General features: G+C 62.6%; 23 protein-coding genes. 21 read left to right on the top strand and 2 right to left on the bottom strand.

Annotated elements, in window-relative coordinates; genetic code table 11:
- Positions 1 to 47: 47 nt before the first annotated feature.
- Positions 48 to 1,121, bottom strand: coding sequence for a phage portal protein (locus WH367_RS22995; RefSeq protein ID WP_182322407.1), 1,074 nt, complete (start codon positions 1,119 to 1,121; stop codon positions 48 to 50).
- Positions 1,118 to 3,112: a terminase large subunit domain-containing protein gene (locus tag WH367_RS22990; RefSeq protein ID WP_339537838.1), complete on the bottom strand. Its 1,995-nt coding sequence runs from the start codon at positions 3,110 to 3,112 to the stop codon at positions 1,118 to 1,120. Before WH367_RS22990 ends, WH367_RS22995 begins: the two co-directional genes overlap by 4 nt.
- A gap of 139 nt (positions 3,113 to 3,251) precedes the next feature.
- On the opposite strand from WH367_RS22990, the gene WH367_RS22985 reads away from it, so the two are divergent.
- The 21 genes from WH367_RS22985 (at position 3,252) to WH367_RS22885 (ending at position 18,051) form a co-directional block, all read left to right on the top strand.
- Positions 3,252 to 4,079: a GPO family capsid scaffolding protein gene (locus WH367_RS22985; protein ID WP_339537837.1), complete on the top strand. Its 828-nt coding sequence runs from the start codon at positions 3,252 to 3,254 to the stop codon at positions 4,077 to 4,079.
- Between the two features lie 67 nt (positions 4,080 to 4,146).
- Positions 4,147 to 5,178: a phage major capsid protein, P2 family gene (locus WH367_RS22980; RefSeq protein WP_339537836.1), complete on the top strand. Its 1,032-nt coding sequence runs from the start codon at positions 4,147 to 4,149 to the stop codon at positions 5,176 to 5,178.
- A 121-nt stretch (positions 5,179 to 5,299) separates the two neighbouring features.
- On the top strand, positions 5,300 to 5,977 hold the full coding sequence (gpM, locus tag WH367_RS22975) for a phage terminase small subunit (RefSeq protein ID WP_339537835.1): 678 nt from the start codon (positions 5,300 to 5,302) through the stop codon (positions 5,975 to 5,977).
- 126 nt (positions 5,978 to 6,103) lie between these two features.
- Positions 6,104 to 6,592, top strand: coding sequence for a head completion/stabilization protein (locus tag WH367_RS22970; protein WP_339537834.1), 489 nt, complete (start codon positions 6,104 to 6,106; stop codon positions 6,590 to 6,592).
- The gene (locus WH367_RS22965) at positions 6,589 to 6,810 is read left to right on the top strand and encodes a tail protein X (RefSeq protein ID WP_445228150.1); all 222 of its coding nucleotides are present in this window, start codon (positions 6,589 to 6,591) and stop codon (positions 6,808 to 6,810) included. The genes WH367_RS22970 and WH367_RS22965 overlap by 4 nt, the downstream gene beginning before the upstream one ends.
- Before the next feature lie 7 nt (positions 6,811 to 6,817).
- Positions 6,818 to 7,486 (top strand): hypothetical protein, encoded by a 669-nt coding sequence (locus tag WH367_RS22960; RefSeq protein WP_339537833.1) that lies wholly within the window; start codon positions 6,818 to 6,820, stop codon positions 7,484 to 7,486.
- Positions 7,483 to 7,863, top strand: a complete 381-nt coding sequence (locus WH367_RS22955) for a holin (protein ID WP_339537832.1) — start codon at positions 7,483 to 7,485, stop codon at positions 7,861 to 7,863. The genes WH367_RS22960 and WH367_RS22955 overlap by 4 nt, the downstream gene beginning before the upstream one ends.
- Entirely contained in the window at positions 7,856 to 8,407 is a 552-nt protein-coding gene (locus tag WH367_RS22950) for a lysozyme (protein WP_339537831.1), read from the top strand. The genes WH367_RS22955 and WH367_RS22950 overlap by 8 nt, the downstream gene beginning before the upstream one ends.
- The gene (locus tag WH367_RS22945) at positions 8,404 to 8,964 is read left to right on the top strand and encodes a DUF2514 family protein (RefSeq protein WP_339537830.1); all 561 of its coding nucleotides are present in this window, start codon (positions 8,404 to 8,406) and stop codon (positions 8,962 to 8,964) included. The genes WH367_RS22950 and WH367_RS22945 overlap by 4 nt, the downstream gene beginning before the upstream one ends.
- 1 nt (position 8,965) lies before the next feature.
- Positions 8,966 to 9,481, top strand: coding sequence for a phage tail protein (locus WH367_RS22940; RefSeq protein ID WP_339537829.1), 516 nt, complete (start codon positions 8,966 to 8,968; stop codon positions 9,479 to 9,481).
- Positions 9,482 to 9,484: 3 nt separating this feature from the next.
- Positions 9,485 to 9,961, top strand: coding sequence for a phage virion morphogenesis protein (locus WH367_RS22935; protein ID WP_339537828.1), 477 nt, complete (start codon positions 9,485 to 9,487; stop codon positions 9,959 to 9,961).
- 85 nt (positions 9,962 to 10,046) lie between these two features.
- Positions 10,047 to 10,643, top strand: a complete 597-nt coding sequence (locus tag WH367_RS22930) for a phage baseplate assembly protein V (protein WP_339537827.1) — start codon at positions 10,047 to 10,049, stop codon at positions 10,641 to 10,643.
- Positions 10,640 to 10,999 carry a GPW/gp25 family protein gene (locus tag WH367_RS22925; protein WP_339537826.1) on the top strand — a complete coding sequence of 120 codons (360 nt, stop codon included), beginning with the start codon at positions 10,640 to 10,642 and terminating at the stop codon, positions 10,997 to 10,999. The genes WH367_RS22930 and WH367_RS22925 overlap by 4 nt, the downstream gene beginning before the upstream one ends.
- Positions 10,996 to 11,847, top strand: coding sequence for a baseplate J/gp47 family protein (locus tag WH367_RS22920; protein WP_339537825.1), 852 nt, complete (start codon positions 10,996 to 10,998; stop codon positions 11,845 to 11,847). The genes WH367_RS22925 and WH367_RS22920 overlap by 4 nt, the downstream gene beginning before the upstream one ends.
- Positions 11,848 to 11,849: 2 nt before the next feature.
- Positions 11,850 to 12,803 (top strand): phage tail protein, encoded by a 954-nt coding sequence (locus WH367_RS22915; RefSeq protein ID WP_339537824.1) that lies wholly within the window; start codon positions 11,850 to 11,852, stop codon positions 12,801 to 12,803.
- Entirely contained in the window at positions 12,800 to 13,291 is a 492-nt protein-coding gene (locus tag WH367_RS22910) for a hypothetical protein (protein WP_339537823.1), read from the top strand. The genes WH367_RS22915 and WH367_RS22910 overlap by 4 nt, the downstream gene beginning before the upstream one ends.
- Positions 13,292 to 13,306: 15 nt before the next feature.
- Complete coding sequence (locus WH367_RS22905; protein WP_339537822.1) at positions 13,307 to 15,493, top strand: DUF4815 domain-containing protein; 2,187 nt, start codon at positions 13,307 to 13,309, stop codon at positions 15,491 to 15,493.
- Entirely contained in the window at positions 15,483 to 16,511 is a 1,029-nt protein-coding gene (locus WH367_RS22900; RefSeq protein ID WP_339537821.1) for a virulence-associated protein, read from the top strand. Before WH367_RS22905 ends, WH367_RS22900 begins: the two co-directional genes overlap by 11 nt.
- 9 nt (positions 16,512 to 16,520) lie before the next feature.
- The gene (locus tag WH367_RS22895; protein WP_339537820.1) at positions 16,521 to 17,036 is read left to right on the top strand and encodes a hypothetical protein; all 516 of its coding nucleotides are present in this window, start codon (positions 16,521 to 16,523) and stop codon (positions 17,034 to 17,036) included.
- Positions 17,033 to 17,518 (top strand): hypothetical protein, encoded by a 486-nt coding sequence (locus WH367_RS22890; protein WP_339537819.1) that lies wholly within the window; start codon positions 17,033 to 17,035, stop codon positions 17,516 to 17,518. The genes WH367_RS22895 and WH367_RS22890 overlap by 4 nt, the downstream gene beginning before the upstream one ends.
- 95 nt (positions 17,519 to 17,613) lie before the next feature.
- Positions 17,614 to 18,051 carry a hypothetical protein gene (locus WH367_RS22885; RefSeq protein ID WP_339537818.1) on the top strand — a complete coding sequence of 146 codons (438 nt, stop codon included), beginning with the start codon at positions 17,614 to 17,616 and terminating at the stop codon, positions 18,049 to 18,051.
- Positions 18,052 to 18,227 lie beyond the last annotated feature (176 nt).

The raw sequence follows: 18,227 nt of genomic DNA, 5'->3' as shown, positions 1-18,227 counted from the left end.
CTAGGCCGGGCTGGCCGTAGTGCCCGGCTGGCAGACGGCGGGTAGCGCTACTCGGCGGCCTGGCCCTCGCTCAGCTGGTAGGGCTTGAAGCGCACCACCTCGCGGCCGGCTTGTGCGTTGATCGACCCGGCTATGTCGCTCTGCAGGGTGGTGATCTCATTGCGCGCAAAAACCATCGCAGCCTTTTCAACATCACCGAAGCCGCCCGTATTGTTTGGAAGCATGCCAATCAGCTGCGGCGGCACGCGGTGCGCGGCCAGAACATCGTCGCGGCTGCTGTTCTTGATGTTCAAGAAGTCATCTTTGGCCGCCACTTCGCTGATTGGGATCAGCTGCAGGCCGTCCTTCTTGCCGCCTGGCGCATAGAAGAAGACGTTGCGGAAGTTACCGCCGTTCTTCGTCTGGGTCAGCTGCTTGCGCAGGGCGTCAATGTCGCCCTGGCTTTGTGCTGGGTCAGTCGCATACAGGATGAAGCCAGCGTGCGAACCGTTGTTGTAATAGCGGCGCCGGAACAGCGTTGCGCTTTCGTTGAGCTGGGCCGACTGCATGGCGCCCAAGTAGCCGGGGACACCATAAATTTCCTGATGCAGATCGGGCTCGCGCAGGTGCAGGATAGACCCGGCTTTGAATTCATGCGGCGATTGCAGATCCGTCACGAAAAAGAATCGCCCAGGCTCGATGCCCACCCGCATGTACTTGGCCAGGGCGTGGCGCAGTACCAGCTTGTCCCCCAGCTGGTTTTCGCGCCACTCCAGATAGCCGTTGCCCAGCACACAGAAATTAAAGGCCATGGCCTTGAAGTCCGCGGCATTCAGCCACTGGGTGGGGATGAACGTGCTGGCCAGGATGTTGACCTTGCAGCGCAGGGCTGATTCATGGTGCGCGCCCACGCGCAGCAGGCGGGCCAGGGCGGCCAGGCTGACTGGTGGCTCGTACCATTCACCGTTCTGCACACACTCGGCATACTCCATCAGTGCGCTGCGCCCGCCTATCACGGGCTCGGGTTCGCCGAAGCTGAATGCCTGCACATTGGACGGCTCGCCCGCCACTGGTGCAGGTGCGGGCGATGGGGCGGCCATTGCTGCCGTGCGCTGGGGCTGCGCGGGTTTGCGTTTTCTCATGACGGATAGACCTCGATAAAGGAATGCGTTTGCGTTGTGGCCAGGCCGGTGCCCACTTCCAGTGCTTCATTGCTGAGCGCATTCATGCAGGCCCATGCCAAATCAGAGTGGCCGGTGTCTTTGCTACGGCCTGCCGCGTAAGTCACGCTGCGACCACTGGCGGTCATCTCGCGTTTGATGGCCATGAATGAGGCGGCCAGTTCTTTGTTGCCAGCGTCCCACTGCAAGCGCTTGGACTTGATGACCTGCAGGGCTTTCATCACCAGCATGGTTTTGCTTTCCACGCTGTAGTTGATGCCTCGGGCAGCGGGGTAGAACTTGACCACCAGCTGGTAGACGGCATTGCCGATGCTGGTTTGGTCAATCGTGAGCTGCTGCACGTTGTAGGTGTCGCACACCTTTTTGATCTCGGCCGCCTGCGCTTCAAAGTCCAGGCCGCGCAGCTGGCGGGTGTACAGCACGCGCAGGGGGCCGCCCGGCGTCTCAGGCGGGGCCAGCACCACCAAGCCCGCGCTGTCACCGTTTAGGCTGGGGTCATAGCCCACCCATACCGGCTGCCAGCCAAAGGGCCGCTGAGTGAATGGCTTGAAGTCCTTCCAGACCTCCCAGCTGTCCACCAAGCAGGGCTGCAGGTTGGTCAGTGGGAAGACGCTAAAGGAGTCATCCACAAAGCCGCACATCAGCAGGTTTTCAAACTCGGGGTCGGAATACTCCAGCCGCAGCTCGTCAATGTCGAAAAGATCGCAGCCACCGGCCTCTGCGTCCAAGATGTTGACGATGTGGCGCCACACCTTGTCCTCGCCCGTGAAGCCGCCCGCCAGCTTGCCGTGGGTGATATCGATATCGGTTTTGAACCGGCGCGCAAACTTCTTGGCGCTCCACAGCACATAGGCGGCGTGCTGGATGCTCGATGGCGTGCTGAAATAGGTTTTGCGCCATTTCTTGTGCATGGCCATGCCGCTGGCCACCTTGTTCAGGCGCTCAAAGTCAGCTGTCCAGAAGTACTCATCAAAGTAGAAATTTCCGTGATAGCCCTGCGCGGTGCGCGCATTGCTGCCCAAGAAGTAGAGGGTTGCGCCGTTGCCCAAAACGATGGGATCGCCCTTTAGCTCCACCTGGCAGACCTCAAAGACAAACGCCTGGATGTACTGCTTGAAGATGTGCGCCTGCGCCTTGCTGGCTGACAAGAAGATCTGATTGCGCCCCGTCTCCAGCGCATCAATCAGCGCTTCGCGGGCAAAGTACCAAGTGGCGCCGATCTGGCGGCTTTTAAGGATCTGTCGTGTGCGCTGGTGGCTGTTCTGCCACCAAGTGAGCTGGTACTTGAAGCACGATTCAATGAATGCATCGTGCAGCTGCTCGATCTGCTCTTGCGTCAGGAAGTTTTTGACGGGCTGCTTTTTGGCGACTGCATTGCGCGCATCGATATTGGGATTTAGATCGCGCTCGCGGCCCGACTGGCGATAGTTGCTGATGCGCGCGAAGCGCTCCATTTGCCGCCCGAGCAAGTCAATTTCTTTGTAGTCGCTGCCCGTCTTCTCATCTTTGGCCACCAGCTGGGCGTAGCGCGTCTCCGTCACGCCCTCGGCGCGCTGGGTGGGGCTGGCATCGGCCCAGCGCTCGGCCTTGTGCCAGCCGTGAAGCGTGGCGCGGGGCACGCCCAGCTTTTCGGCGATGTGGGTCAGCTTCCAGCCCTGCCAATAAAGGTCACGGGCGTGGCGGCGCTGGCCGGCGCCGCCATCTGTGATCGCGCTGCACTTGCCAGCGGGCAGGGCGTCAAGTTCAAACGGCAGCCCCTTGCCCTCGGGCGAAATGTCTTTGAGGACGGCAGCAGTAAACGCCTGCTCGGGCGTCACCGTGGTGATGTGTGGCCAGAATTTGCCGCTCAACTTGGACTTGGCCAAGCGCTTGACGGCACGCGCAGGAGCGCTGCTGCTGGCGGTGTCGGCAGGGGCTGGGCTGGCGTCTGGCTTTTGCGGTGCTACTTTCATTCAGCCAGTGTCTGCCGCGCGCGCGCGGAAATCGACAAGTGCAAATTGTCTGAGACGCAGCCACAGCGCGCGGAGATTGCTACAAAAACAGGGTGCGCGGAACATAGCGATAGATCAACAACCGCTTATCAGCCGCACCATGAAAACAGCCAAATTCCGCGTGGCCACCGCTGGCCCAACCGTCGATGGCCGCGTCATCAAGCCCGAATGGCTGCATGACATCGCTGAAACCTACAACCGCGACCTTATGTATGGCGCCCGTGTCTGGATGGAACATGAGCGTGGCTCTACCGACACCAGCGCATTCAATGCCCTGGGCGATGTGCAGAGCGTGGAGCTGCAAACCAACAATGGCCGCCTGGAACTGTTCGCAACGGTAGAGGCACTGCCTGCGCTGGTGGACATGAACAAGCGCGGCCAGAAGATCTATCCGAGCATTGAAGTGCGGCCGAACTTTGCGCAGACGGGCAAAGCCTATCTCACGGGTCTGGGTGTCACTGATTCCCCCTCCAGCGTGGGCACGCAGGCCTTGAAGTTCAGCCGCAATGACAAGGGAGGCGGAGCGCTTTTCTTCACGGCAAACGAAGAAGCCAAGCTCCAGATCGAAGGCGAAGACGAACCCAGCGACGACAAGCCAGCGGTCGACGACGGCAAGGGTGACGGCTTGAGCGCGAAATTCAAGAGCTTGCTGGCTAAGTTTTCGGACAACAGCAAGAAATCCGATGCCAAGCACAACGCCATGAGCGGCCAGGTGCTGGAGGTGATGACCGCTGCGCAAGAGGCCATTGAGCATGGCGCCAAGGTGCAGGCTGACCTTGACGAAAAGTTCAGCAAACAAGGCACCGAGCTGGCAGACCTCAAAAAGGACTTCGCCACCCTGAAAACCAAGCTCGAAGGCACCGAGAACCACAGCGGACAGCGCCCACCTGCCACCGGCAAGGATGCCTCAGAGCTGGCCGACTGCTAAGCAAGTTACAGCCGCTCAATAGACGCTCTCACCAACAACCGACACCAGTTTTTATAGGGACGCAATCATGCGCAACGAAACCCGCCTGAAATTCACCGCCTACGTGGCACAGCAAGCCGCGCTGTCCAACGTGGCAAACGCCGCCGTCAAGTTCGCCATCGCGCCCAGCGTGCAGCAAACATTGGAGCAGCGCATTCAAGAGTCCAGCTCGTTCCTGGGCAAGATCAACATCGCCCCCGTGGATGAAATGATGGGCGAGCGCCTGGGCCTGGGCGTGAATGGCCCCATTGCGAGCCGCACCGACACCAGCGGCAACGATGAGCGCAAGCCTACCGATGTGTCGGACATGAACAGCCACAAGTACCTGGCTGTGCAGACCAACTACGACACCGCTATCCGCTACGCCAAGCTGGACATGTGGGCCAAGTTCCCGAACTTCCAAAAGCTGCTTTCGGGCGCCATCATCCAGCAGTGTGCGCTCGACCGCATCATGATCGGATTCAACGGCACCAGCGCGGCGGCGACCACCAACCGCGTGGCCAACCCGCTGCTGCAGGACGTTAACAAGGGCTGGCTGCAAGACCTGCGCGAGAACCGCCCAGCCGGTGTGATGACGGGCGGCCAGACGGCGGGCACGGTCAAGGTGGGGGTCGATGCCGCTGGCAAGAAGCTGGCCGACGCCGACTATGCAAGCCTGGACGGGCTGGTGTACGACGCTCGCCATTCGCTGATCGGCGCCATGTTCTCGGAAAACGCCGATCTGGTGGCCATCGTGGGCCGCGACCTGATGCATGACAAGCTGTTTCCCATCGTTGACGGCCAGAACGCCCCCACCGAGATGCTGGCCGGCAGCCTGGTGGTCAGCCAAAAGCGCCTGGGCGGCCTGCAGGCTGTCACCGTGCCTTACTTCCCGCCCAAGGCCGTGCTGATCACCAGCCTGGACAACCTGTCGATCTACTACCAGGCCAGCGCACGCCGGCGCATGGTCAAAGACCAGCCCGAGAAAGACCGCATCGCCACGTTTGAATCGTCCAACGACGCATTCGTGATCGAGAACCTGGAAAAGGCCTGCCTGGTCGAAAACATCGAACTGGCCTAAGCCCAGCGCACCGGCCTGCCATCGGCGGCTAAAAAAATAGGCCGCTCTTTAGCGGGCCGGTGCCCACCAACACCAAGCGGGGAACATCCACATGCGACAGACACCAGCCCAAGCGCACTACATGCGCACCATGGCTGCCCTGGCGGCCAGCGCTGGCAGTGCCGCCGACGCCTACGGCCAGACCATCGGCACCGCCTACGAACTGCAGCTTGTCCAGTTGCACCAACACCGCATTGCGCTGAAAGACCTCAAGAGCAATGAGCGCAAGGCCGAAGCCAAGCGCGCCATGCTGCCCGAATATGACGCCTACCTGGCCGGGGTGTTTGACACCAAGCCAGGCACGCAAGACGAAGTGGTGGCCACCATCCTGATCTGGGCCATTGACGCGGGCGACTATTCGCGCGCCATGCTCCTGGCCGAATACGCTCTGGCCAGCGGCATCAACCCGCCCGACAACTACAACCGCGACATGGCCAGCGTAGTGGCCGAGGAAATCGCCGAAGCCGTACTGGCTGGCCGTCTTGCTGGTGCCGATGCCGTTGCAGTCACCCAGCGCGTGCTGGAGCTGACCGCCGAAACCGACATGCACGACCAGATCAAGGCCAAGCTGAACAAGGCCGCAGGCTGGGCGCTGCTGGGCAAGACCAACAGCCAGGACATTGCCATGGATGCCAAGGGCCGCACGCTGCAGGTGTGCGGCGCGGCCCTCCCGTACCTGCAACGCGCCATGGAGCTTGATCCATTGCGTGCAGGCGTCAAAAAAGACATTGAGCGATTGGAAGCGCGCCTTAAAAAGTAGCGCCCCAACCGCCATACCGTTCGCACCCCGCGACCGTGGCGGCCCCAGGGCAAAGGCAGCATTGATTTGCCACCGCCTGATGCCCTGGGCCACCGCCACACCTCTTAACCCTGAAAGCCTGAGACCGTGAATTCGCCCTTTGTCGCTGTCGCCAACCCGCCTATCAAGGGCGCCGAGCCATCGGTGGCCAATGACGGCTGGTGGCCCGATGTGGAGTGCGAGAAGCTGCGCGAAGACGCCCGGCTCGATGGCACCGTGACGCCGGCCCGCCTGCTGCTGGCCGTTGAAGACGCCATGCTCAGTGTCAACAGAGAGCTGGCCGACTGGCGGGCCGCGCAGCTAGAGCTGGGCTACGCCAGCCTGGCCGATGTGCCCGCCACCAAGCTGGGCGGCCACAGCGTGAAGCTAAAGCACTACCTGAGGGCGATTCAGTCGCATGTGCAGTCGCAGCTGGCCAGCGCCTACCGCGACATTGACACCCTGCCAGACGGCGCGGGCAAGGAAAGCCGGGTGCGCAGCGCGCTGGAGATCCGGCAAGACAGCCTCGACACCCGCACCCGCCACGCCATTGCCGACCTGCAGGGCTTGCCCCGCGTGATTGCCGAGCTGCTATGACCGGCGCGCAAAACACCATCACCGTGCGGGCGCTGCAAAACGATGTGCTCGATGCCCTGGTAAATCGCCACCTGGGCAGCACAGCGGGCCACGTAGAGGCCACGCTTGCCGCCAACCCAGGGCTGGCCAAGGTGGCCATGGATATCCCCATGGGCATGCCCGTGCGCCTGGTCAAGGCCCCGCAGCCCGTGCAAGACCGCATCAACCTTTGGGACTGAAACCACGATGAACAAGCTGCAAACCTATTTGACCGAAGCCGGTGTGCCCGCTGAGCTGCACGCCCAGGCCCTGGCCAGCCTGCAAAGCGCGCGCAAGCCTGCATTGATCCGCTTTTGGCTGGGCCTCACCGCGCCCATCGTGTGGCTGTTTATCGCCGCGCTGCTGCCCCGCAAGGCTGAGCAATTGCCCCGCTGGCTGCGCTGGTACGACAACAACATCAGCCTGAACGGCGACCGCACTGATTGGGCACTGATTGACGGGCGGCATGTGCGTATGCCTGCCCCAGACGAAGACATCGTGCGCGAGGATGGCACGCACCTGAGCTACTGGCCGCCCCACAGCCCGCGCAGTTTTCTGCCGCGCTGGAGCTTCAACGGCATCCGCAACCGCTGCGCCTGGCTGGCCAAGAAGTGGGGCAGGCCGCTGGAGAGCATCGCCTACAGCGATGGCCTGCCCGTGCTGGATGGCGAATGGGGCAACCCCGAAATCGGCCGCCAGGTGATGGGCATCCGCGTGGCCTGCGCCGGTGGCGTCTGGCAGCTGGTGCGCACCAGCAAGCTGTGGGGCGGCACCAAGACCGAAAACTATGGATTTGAAGTCCTGAACGCCAACACCATCGACCGCTTTGCTACCTGCACATGGACTGCATGGAGCTGGAAGGGGCCTAAGAAATGAACATCGAAGAAGCCGCACGCGATGCGGCCATTGCATCGGCGGGCGGAAAAACCGCGCTGACCAGCGGCGGCGCGCTGGTGGGCTGGGGCCTGCTTAGCAGCGAATGGGTGTTTGGGATCATCGGCGCCTGCATCGGCATTGCAGGCCTGGCCGTGCAGTACTACTTTCAAAAGCGCCGGCGCGACGATGACCGCAAGCAAGCCGCCGACGAGAACCGCCGCGCCGAGGAAATCCACAAGCTGAAAATCCAGCTTTACAACAAGCAGCTGAACGGCGTGCCCAGCCCTGATGCATCGGTGATCGTCAGCCCGCCGCCCACGCGCAGCAAGCAGACCGATCTGCCAGTTACCGACTTCGGAGGGCTGGCCGATGACTAGACCCCTGCCATACGTGCCCAAGGGCACCATCATTGCCAAGGGTGCCACCGCCGTGGCGGGCGCCGTTGCGGCCATCCTGCTCACCACCTTGCCGGTGGACGAGGGCCGGGTGCTGCCTGCCTATCTCGACCCGGTGGCCATCCCCACCATTTGCGAGGGCTGGACGCGCGGCGTAAAGCTGGGCGATGTGGCCACGAATGCCGAATGCGATGCACTCACCCTGCAGGGGATACAGGAGGCCTGGCAGATCTTTGAGCGCTGGGTGCCCGCTGAGGTGCGCGACAGCATGCCGGCCACCAGCGTAGCCGCGTTCCTCTCATTCATCTACAACAACGGCCCCGGTGCGCCAGGCGTAAAGGATGGCTTTGTGTACCTGAAAAGCGGCAACCACAGCACCATGCTGCTCCTGCTGCGCGGCGGCGATGTGGCGGCGGCCTGCCGCCAACTGTCGAACTGGGCAATGGCAAAGGGGCGCAAGCTGCGCGGCCTTGCCTTGCGCCGTGATCGAGAAATGGCCATGTGCCTGAAAGACCTCAAGCTATGAAGCAACAACGCGGAATGCTGGATCTATCCATGGCGGCCATCGTGGCCGGGCTGGTAGTGCTGGTCCTGGTGGTGGGCCTGGTGCAGCAAAACCGCATCAGCAAGCTGCGGCTGCAGCACGCCGACACGCTGACCGGCATCGCGCAGGCCAATGCCAAGGCCTATGAAGCGCTCGACCGCTACCGCGCAGCCGTGGACACTGCGGGCCGCGCGCTTGCGCAACAGATTCAAACGCAAGAAGGGGAAACCAATGCAAAGATTGAGGCGCTGTCTGATCTTGCTGGCCGCGAGCGCACTAGCCGCTTGCGCGACCAGCGAACCTACACCGACAGCATCGGTTATTGGCAAGGTGTGGCCAGGCGTGCCAGCACTGACGGCGAGCGCCAAGCAACTGCCGCCGCCATCGGAGTGCTTGCCGACCTGCACGCAAGACTTGATGAACGAGCGGGAATCTACGCGGGCCAAGCTGACCAGTGCCGAGTCCGAGGCCTGGCCTGCGAAAGAGCCTACCAAACGGTAGCGGACATGATCAACGCCGGCCCACCTAAGGACGAATAGCATGTGGAAGCTGCAAAGCCTGCGCAATCTCATTGAGGCCGCAGTCCCTGACCTCAAGGCCAACCCTGAAAACCTCATAGTCCTGGCCAGCTCGGGCCAGGCCGTGACGACGATGGCTAAGAGCCTATCGTTTGAGTACGCCTACACCATTGAAGTTACGGTGCTGGACTTCACCGGGCACACCGATGCACTGTTTGTGCCGCTGATCGCCTGGCTGCGCGTCCACCAGCCCGAGCTGCTGCTCAACCCCACCAGCCAGGCCGCCGGCCTGCAGTTCCAGGTGGAGCCGCTCAACACTGCCGGCGCCGATATCGGCATTCGTGTGCCCGTCACCGAGCGCGTGATTGTCACCGCCGACCCCATCCACCCCACGCGCCTGATTTGCGACCACCCCGCCGAGCCCCAGGTGGTGGGCACCAACCGCCTGCCCGAGCATTGGGAGCTGTGGCTTAAAGACCAGCTGCTGGCCGAATGGGACATTCCCGCCCCGCCCGAAGAAGCGCGGTTTGTGCTGTAGCCCATGGCAGACTTTCGCGCCATTGAAGACTGGGCCGGCCACCTGCTGGCCAAGCTCGACGGCACCGCACGCCGGCGCCTGGCGGTGGACATTGCGCGCAAGCTGCGCACGGCCAACACCCAGCGCATGCGCGCCCAGACTGACCCCGATGGCAACGCCTGGACACCGCGCAAGGCCCCCAGCGGCGCATTGCGCAGCAAGCGCGCCCAGGTGCGCCAACAGGCCCAGCAGCGCAAGCCCATGTTTGCCAAGCTGCGCATGCAGCGCAACATCAGGGCGCGCAGCGAGGGCGGCAACGCGGCGGTGGTGGAGTTCGTGGGCCGCGCCCAGCGCATTGCCCGCGTGCATCACTACGGCGAAACCGATCTGGTGAACCCTGGCGGCCCAAGCTACGACTACCCAGCCCGCGAGCTGATCGGCATCAGCAAAGATGACACCGATTGGCTGCGCGAATACCTGCTGGACTACCTGAGCAAGTAGCGGCCACCCGCTGCAAAAAATGTGCGAGGCGCAGCCACAGCGCCCGCTGCTGGCCTTCCGCGCGCGCGCGGCCGACACTGGCCGCATGCCCCCAAACACCAGCCCAGACACCAACCCGCTAGAGCTTGCCCGCCAACTCGCCAACGTGGCGCGCCTGGGCACGATTGCGGCTGTTGACCTGGGCGCCGCGCGCTGCCGCGTCAAGACCGGCGACAACGAAACCGATTGGCTGCCATGGTTTACGGGCCGTGCCGCAGGCGAGAAGGGCAGCCAGTGGTGGCCGCCTGTCAAGGGCGAGCAGTGCATGGTGCTGGCCACGGGCGGCGACATGGGCCAGGGCTGCGTGCTGCTGGGCGTGTACAGCGACCGCATGGCCGCGCCCAGCAAGCAGGCTGACACCTGCCGCACCCAGTTCAGCAAACAGGACTACAGCGAAACCGCCAAGGGCGAACACCTGTTGCACATGGACAAGCGCGTGCGCTTTGAAGTGGCAGAGGACAGCAGCATCACCATCGGGCAGGGCAACATTACCTTGCAGGCCGGTGGCGCCACGCTCAGCATTGGCCCTGACAAGATCACTGCCAACGTCGATGTGATCGCCCAGGGCATCAGCCTGGTGAACCACCCGCACAAGGGCGTCCAAAAGGGCCAAGCATTGACGGAAGGGCCGGTGCCAGCATGATGAACGCCCAGACCGGCACCCGCATGGATGCCATCAGCCACCTGCGCCAATCGGTGATGGACATCCTGACCACGCCCATTGGCAGCCGGGTGATGCGCCGCGACTATGGCAGCCTGCTGCAGGCGCTGGTCGACCAGCCCGACAACCTGCTTGCGCAGACCCGCGTTTTCTCTGCCATCCAATCGGCGCTGATGCGATGGGAGCCGCGCATTGAGGTCAAGCAGATCAAAAGCCTGCGTGACCCAAGCCGCCCCGGCTATGCCGAGTATCAAATTTTGGGCGCCTACAACAGCGACTTTGGCGCAAGCCAGCCGCTGCGCCTGTCGGTGCCCATTGCCTGGGGGGCGTCCGCATGATCGATCTCGCCACGCTGCCCGCGCCCGCCGTAGTTGAAGCCCTCAACTACGAAACGATTCTGGCCACCAGCAAAGCCGACCTGGCCAACCTGCTGCGCCCGCACCTGCCCGCTGTAGACGATGTGCTGGCCCTGGAGAGCGAGCCGCTGACCAAGCTGCTGGAATCCTTTGCCATGCGAGAAATGGCCTACCGTGCGCGCGTCAACGATGCCGCCCGTGCCCACCTGCTGGCCTTTGCCAGGGGCGCCGACCTCGACCACATCGCGGCCCTGGTGGGCGTCACGCGCATGGATGGCGAGGCAGACGCCCGGCTGCGCACCCGTGTGCAGCTGCGCATTGCGGCGCTGGCCAGCCAGGGCACGCGGGAGTACTACGAGTTTCAGGCGATGACCGCCAGCCTGAACGTTCGCGCCGCCATGGCCAACAGCCCGCTGGCTGGCAAGGTGCTGCTGCAGCTGTGGTGCCAAGACCAGGCGCAGGCCGCTGCCACGCTGGCGGCTGTCACTGCTGTGCTTAACAGCGACAGCGGGCGCATGCTGGGTGTGCCCATCACGGTGGCCGTGGCCCAGCCAAAGGCCGTCAACATCACCGCCAACATCTACCGCACCCGCAATGCCCCGGCCAACCTGCAGCAACTGCTGCAGACCCGGCTGCAGGATGCCTTTGCCAACATGGCCGACCTGGGCACCACCGTGGCGCGCAGCTACATCACCACGCTGCTGCATGTGGATGGCGTGGCGCGGGTTGAATATCCAGACAGCACCGCGCCTGCCGAGGTAACCGTCATTCCCGTGGGCTATTTCCCGACCCTGGGCCAGGTGCTGCTCGTGGATATGGGAGTGGCATAACCATGGCCGGCCCCAAAGTCGTCCAGCGGCACCGCAGCGTGCTGCCACCAAACGCCAGCCTGCTGGAGCGGGCTATTGATGGCAACCTGCCTGCAGATTGGGGCAGCCTGGCCGACCAAGCCGAGCCCGCCGCCGATCCTGATGCGCTGCTGCCCTGGGTGGCGGCGCAATGGCAGCTGGGTCAGTTTGACCGCTACTTTTCCGACCCGCGCGAGCTGCTGGCCAAGGGCCTGCCCTGGCTGCGTGAGCGTGGCAGCGCTGCCGCCGTCAAGCGGGCCATGGGCTGGCTGGGCTACTCCGGCGTGCGGATTGAAGAAGACGGCGCGCGCCTGCACATCAGCCCGGGCCGCGAAGTCTCCATTGCCGATATGCAGCACATCGCCTACATGGTGCGGGCCAGCATCCCGCTGCATGTGAAGTTTTACCGCCTGTTCCACCGCTATGACCTGCGCCGCATCCGGCTGGACAATCGCCCGCGCCTGGACAGCGGCATGCTCGACAGCGACAGCGGTGTGCCCATCGATCTGGGCGGCGAGATTGTCTTGGGCAGCCAGGGCCAGTATTTCAACGCCGTGGGGCAGCGCCCCAAGAACGGCCAGGTGCGTGCGCTGTGCACCATTGGCTGGAGCCTGCGAACCCGCCGAAGGGATGTGCTTCGCCTGGACTCTTGGCGGCTCGACAGCCGCTTGCGCAAGGCGCCGCGCCTGATACCCACCATCGTGGAAGCCCCAAACACGCCGGCCTATGTCCGGCTGCTTCCAAAAACAGGCTTTGGCCCGGCCTATGCAATTACCGCCGCTGCCCGCAACGCGCAACCCCAGCAGATGCGGGCCGAAACCTATTGCGCCGTGGTACCACGCACCGTCAGTGCCCGCACTTGGACGGGTTATTGGGATGGCCACGCCTGGCAAGAGTCTGAAATCGCAACCAAATTCACCGAGGAAAACACACCATGACAGTCGCTGTCCTGCAAGACGCTGGCCGCATCGCACTGGCCAAGTCCCTGGCCGCCATGACCGCCCACTTTGCGTGGGGCCGGGGCGATGGCGCTTGGCCGGTGCCGCCCGCCGTGCCCAGCAATCGCACCACCTTGCTGGCCGAGGTGGGCCGGCGCCTGGCCACCATCGTGCGCTATGTGGTGCCCGCCACCGAGGTGGACTTTGATGTGGAGATGGACGACAAGCAGTTTTACAAGTTCAGCGCCGACCCCACGCCTTACCTGTACCTGCGCGCCGAGTTTTCCACCGATGACGCCCTGAACGAAGAGATCCGCGAATGCGGCCTGTTCTTTGGCACCGTGGCCAAGGCTGGCGTGCCAGCGGGTCAGCGCTACCTGAAACCCGAGCAGGTGCAGGACGCTGGCTTTATCTACCACCTGACCTACCGCAGCAAAGCAACGCGCGAGGGCCAAAAGGCCTACGAAGAAGCGGTGCTGCCCCTGTAATCCAAAGGCCTTGCAATGACCATTTACAAAACCTTTGATCCGGCTGACGGCTTTGTGAGCGTGGAATACCACGCTGACCGCATTTTGCAATCCCGTGAGCTGAATGATGACCAAGCCATTCAGCAGCATGAGCTGCGCAAACTGTCCGACAGCATGTATGCCGATGGGGACATCATCGGCCCAGGTGCGCGCTGCTCTATGGATGCTGTCACCGGCATTGCTAGCTTGGAGGCGGGCCGCATCTACATCGCAGGCCGCATGCTCGATGTGCCTGCCGCCGCCATTGCCGTGCCGCTGGTGGGCTTGCAATACGTAGGCACCTTCCGCAAGACGGAGACGATGACAGCGGTGGATGATCCGCGCCTCTACAACCCGGCGACTGAGGGCGAAGGCCAAAACGAAGCGGGCGCCGACCGGATCAAACAGACTGCCCGCTGGGGCCTGGCCGGCAGTGGCCAGGATGGTGATTTTTTCCCGGTCTGGACGATTGAAGACGGGGTGGTCAAGCCACGCGAAGCGCTGAGCGCGAACAACCCCATTACCCTGGCCATCCGCGACTATGACAAGGCCAGCACGGGCACCGGCACCTACGTGGTGAGCGGCATGATGGTTTACATGCAAGACGATGATGCTGAGGGTAATCAGGTCTACAACGTCAAGGCGGGCGTGGCGCATGTGGGCGGCCTGTCGGTGAATCGCCCAAGCGACCGCACCGTGGTGTATACCGCTGTGCCCAACACCCAGCTGGTGCAGAACGAGCCCCACGCCGCCAGCGGCGAGGAGCTGCAGACGATTGCCTTTGACCGCTCCCCTGTGCTGCAGCCTGCTACGGTGGAGGTACAGCGCAAAAAGGTGCAGCAGGTAAACCGTGGCCCGATTGTGGGCGGCGCCGACCCGTTGAATGAAAACAGCGTGGTCAAGGTCAACAGCGTGAAGCTGGGCGCCACGGTTTACAAGTTCGATATCGATTACAAGCTGACGGCGGGCCAGATCGATTGGAGCCCTTCGGGCGCTGAGCCGCCTACGGGCAACCTGTACGAGGTTGAATTTGAGTTCATCAGCACCGAGCCAGCACTGAATCAGACGCCCACCACCTTCCAGATTGCCAACCCCATCAACGGCACGGTGCACCGCGTCAACTATGAATTCGCCATGCGCCGCTATGACCGCCTGGTTATGGACGAAAACGGCGTGTTCAACATCATCAAGGGGGTGCCAGCCACCTGGCAGCCCGTTGCACCCGATGTGCCAGAAGGCCAGCTGCTGCTGGCCAGCATCTATCAAAGCTGGGTGAGCGGTACGCGCCGCCTTAGCCAGGATGGCGCGCGCATCGTTACGGTGGATGCGCAAATGGCCCAGGGCCGGCGCATTGATGCCATTGAATTCGACCTGGCAGAGCTGCGCCTAGCCACCGATGTGAACGGGCGCTACAGCGGTTTGAAAAAAGGCTATTTTGCTGACCCCATGCTCGATGACAGCATGCGCGACCAAGGGCTGGAGCAGACCGCCCACATCAGCGGCGGTGCGCTGCAGCTGTTTGAAGACTTCGGCGCGTACCTGCTCGATGACGGCAAGAGCAGCTACTCCATGGACTTTGACACTGTGGTGGGCGTGCGCCAGTCGGCCTACAGCCGCTCCATGGCCATCAATCCCAGCATCGCGCCGGGCCAACTGCCGGCCACCGTCACGCTGGCCCCGCCCATCGACCGCTGGGCCGTGGCCAGCACGATGCAGTATCCGCGCAGCATTCCTGAGTTCTTTTACTCGGAGTCCACCTATTACGAGAAGCGGCCCAGCGTGGCCGAGTTGGTGCAGCAGGGCTTTGACAAGATCGTAGATCCGTCCCTGGTGGACACCAGCGGCATCTACCTGCGCGAAATCGATGTGTCGATGACGGTAGCGGGCTTTGATGCGCTGGAGCCGGTCAAGTCCTGCACCTTTGACGGTAAGCCAGTGGCACTCAAAAACGCCATGGGCCAGACGCCGATTGCGAATGCGCAAGGTGTGGTGCAGGGCACTTTCAAAGTGCCGCCAGGGATCAATGTGGGCACCAAAAGCGTGCGGATTGATGGCGAGAACGGATCGTTTGGCATGGCCAGCTTTACCGGGTCAGCCACCATCCAGCTAAAGGTCAGTTACCTCTATCGGGCCAGCTTTATCACAGCGGCCATGGGCTATGGAACGGTGAACTATGTCGTATAACGCACTTACTCAAATCATCACCCAGCCAAGCACCGAGCAGTATTCGGGCGCCAATCTGTTCTTTGCCAAAAAGGGCGGGGCGGTGTTGGTGAGCATTGGCCCTGCCGATGAAGACGGCCTGCCAAAAACTGAGTTGGCTTCGCTGCGATTGGATGCGGCCCAGATCAACATCAATGCCGCCACGCTGGTGACCTGGCCCGCGCCGGTTCTGCTGCAGGCAGGCGCCCGCTACGCGCTGACCATCAGCGCAGCCGATACCGACACCGCGCCCTATGTGGCCCAGGTGGGCGACGTAAATCTGGGAGGTGGCTATGTCACCCAGCCACCGGCTGAAATCGGCGCCTTGCTGCACACCAGCGAATCAGGGGTGACGACCAAATACCCCAACCGCTTTTTGCGCTTTGAGCTGCTGGCCGTGCAGTACAAGCAAACCGCGCAGACCTTCGTTATCGGCAAGCAGGATGTGGTGAACGCCACCAATTTGACGGTGAACGCGGGGGCGATTCAGCCTGCGCCAGAAGCGCGGGTCAGCTACCAATTGAAGCTGCTCGATGCGGCCGGCAAGCTCTTGAATACCCACGGTGTGGATGTGGCCCAGCCGATCCAGCTTGCTGCCCCCCATACCGGTAGCGTGCAGGTTGAGGCCACTCTACGCCGCGCAGAAACTGGCCTGGCACCCGTGCTGGAGGAAGGCACTGTGCTGGTGATGGGGAGCCTTTTGACCACGGGCACCTACGTTACGCCGGCCATCTCGTTGGACGGTGGCTCTGCAGTCACTGTGATCTATGAAGCTGACCTGCCGGGCGGCTCGGGCGTGCTGGTGGACTACAGCCAGGACAACGGCGCCACCTGGGTGCAGGTGCCCTTTGACAGCAGCAGCCCGCAAACGGCTGGCACGGTGGAGATGACGCACAAGAAGACTGCCCTAGGCGGCGCGTCCCTGCGCTTGCGCCTTCGCCTGTCTGGCACGACCAGTGCCCGGCCCCGTGTGCGCAATCTGCGCGCTGTGATTCTGTAAGGGGGAGTCATGGAATTCCAAGAAGACACTACAGATTTTTTCGGGCTGGAGCTGCCCTATGCGGGCAACCCGCTGTCGGTGGATGTGGAGCGCTTGCGGGCGCTGGGCCGCGCCGTAGACAACGCGCTTAACGGGCTGCGCGAACTGATCGACAACAAGGCCGGAGCGCAGGAGGTAGACGGGGCGCTTGATGCGCTCCAGCTGGCCATCAATGAAATGGGTGCCGCGCGCGTGCAGTCTGTAAATGGCAAATCCGGCGTCAGCATCACCCTGGCGCGGGCCGATATGAAGCTGGGGCCGGCCAATGGCCCAAGCACCACCAGCATCGCCTATGACCCAAGCGGGCGCGTTTCTGTGGTCACCGAGATGCTGGACGCAAAACAAGCGGTCACCACCATCAGCTACGACGCGGCCGGGAACGTCAAAACCGTGGTTACCACCTACGACGGGCGCAAGCGCACCGAGACCATGACCTACAACAATGGGCGGCTGGAAAGCACTGCCGCAACAGAGGAGGCAGCATGAGCACTTCTTTATTGGTTCAAGCCCTTGCAAAGCTGGGAGAACTTGCCACCAGCCTGGGCGCGGCAATTACCAACATCGCAGGGGTACAGGGGACGGCCAATGCCATCCGAACGGACGTTACCAACGCGCGGGATAACGTCAACGCAACGACCAACGCAGCGCGGGATAACGTCAAGGCGCACGTTTCAGCGGCTGTTGGCGGCATCAATGCTGTGGCCATAAAGAGCGTGCAGAACATCGCAGTTACTGCCGCGTTCAATTTAGGTAATGGTGGGTTGGGCAGCTCAGGGTGGTGCGATGTGACCATTTCACCTGTGAATCCAGCGAAGGCTTTCGTTATCCAGGGGCGTGCAACATACGGTGGTTCCAACTATCAGGCTGTCTATCGATTAATTAGCGCCAACGTTGTACGGGTCGAAGCGTTCATGGGTAATCCTGGCTCGGGACAAAACGTTTTCTTTGTTGTTGTTGAAAGCAACTGATGCAGAAATATGCTTTTATAAATACTGCAGGTATTTGTGACGTAGAGGGCCTGTACAGTCCAGCGCTCACCCCGCAACCAGCCAACGCCGTCCTTTTGGAGGCAAACGAATCCCGCCTGGGCCAAAAGTGGACGGGTAGCAAGTGGATGCTGGTGGTGGCCCAGGCCGACCAGCGCCCCGCCATCGTGGTGGAGAACATCACCGCCGATGCTGGCAGCAACCCGCACACGATCATTGCGGATAACTTCGCGGAGGTGCGCACCGTAGTGGGCGCCGTGCTGGCAATCACCGTGCGCATGGAGGTGGGCGGCCAGCTCTACCCGGTGAACGAAGCATTTGATTTGCCCATTACCAGCGTGGATGGCCGTGTGTACCCCAAACGGGTGCTTTTTGAAGCGGGCCGCGCCACGTTCACCATCACGATGACCGAGCCCCGCATTTGGATCGTGACGTCGGAAATGATCAACAGCAGCTTGCCCCCTGAAAAGCACATGCGCTTTGCTGGCCTGCGCGTGGTGGCCGCCGAGATTTAGGCGCGCTTCCCACCCCATACACACAACCCGCCCAGGCGGGTTTTTTTGTGCCTGGCGCAGCCACAGCGCCCGCTGCTGGAGTTTCACGCGCGCGCGGCAGACACTGACGGCTACAGAGAAATCAAGCGCGCCCATGCACCGGCTTGCGCACCCATCCACCCTTTGGAGTATCCGAA

The organism is Comamonas sp. MYb21, assembly GCF_037479395.1.
GTDB lineage: Bacteria > Pseudomonadota > Gammaproteobacteria > Burkholderiales > Burkholderiaceae_C > Comamonas.
Note: the sequence above shows the minus strand (reverse complement) of the source record. Positions and strands in the feature narration are given on the sequence as shown.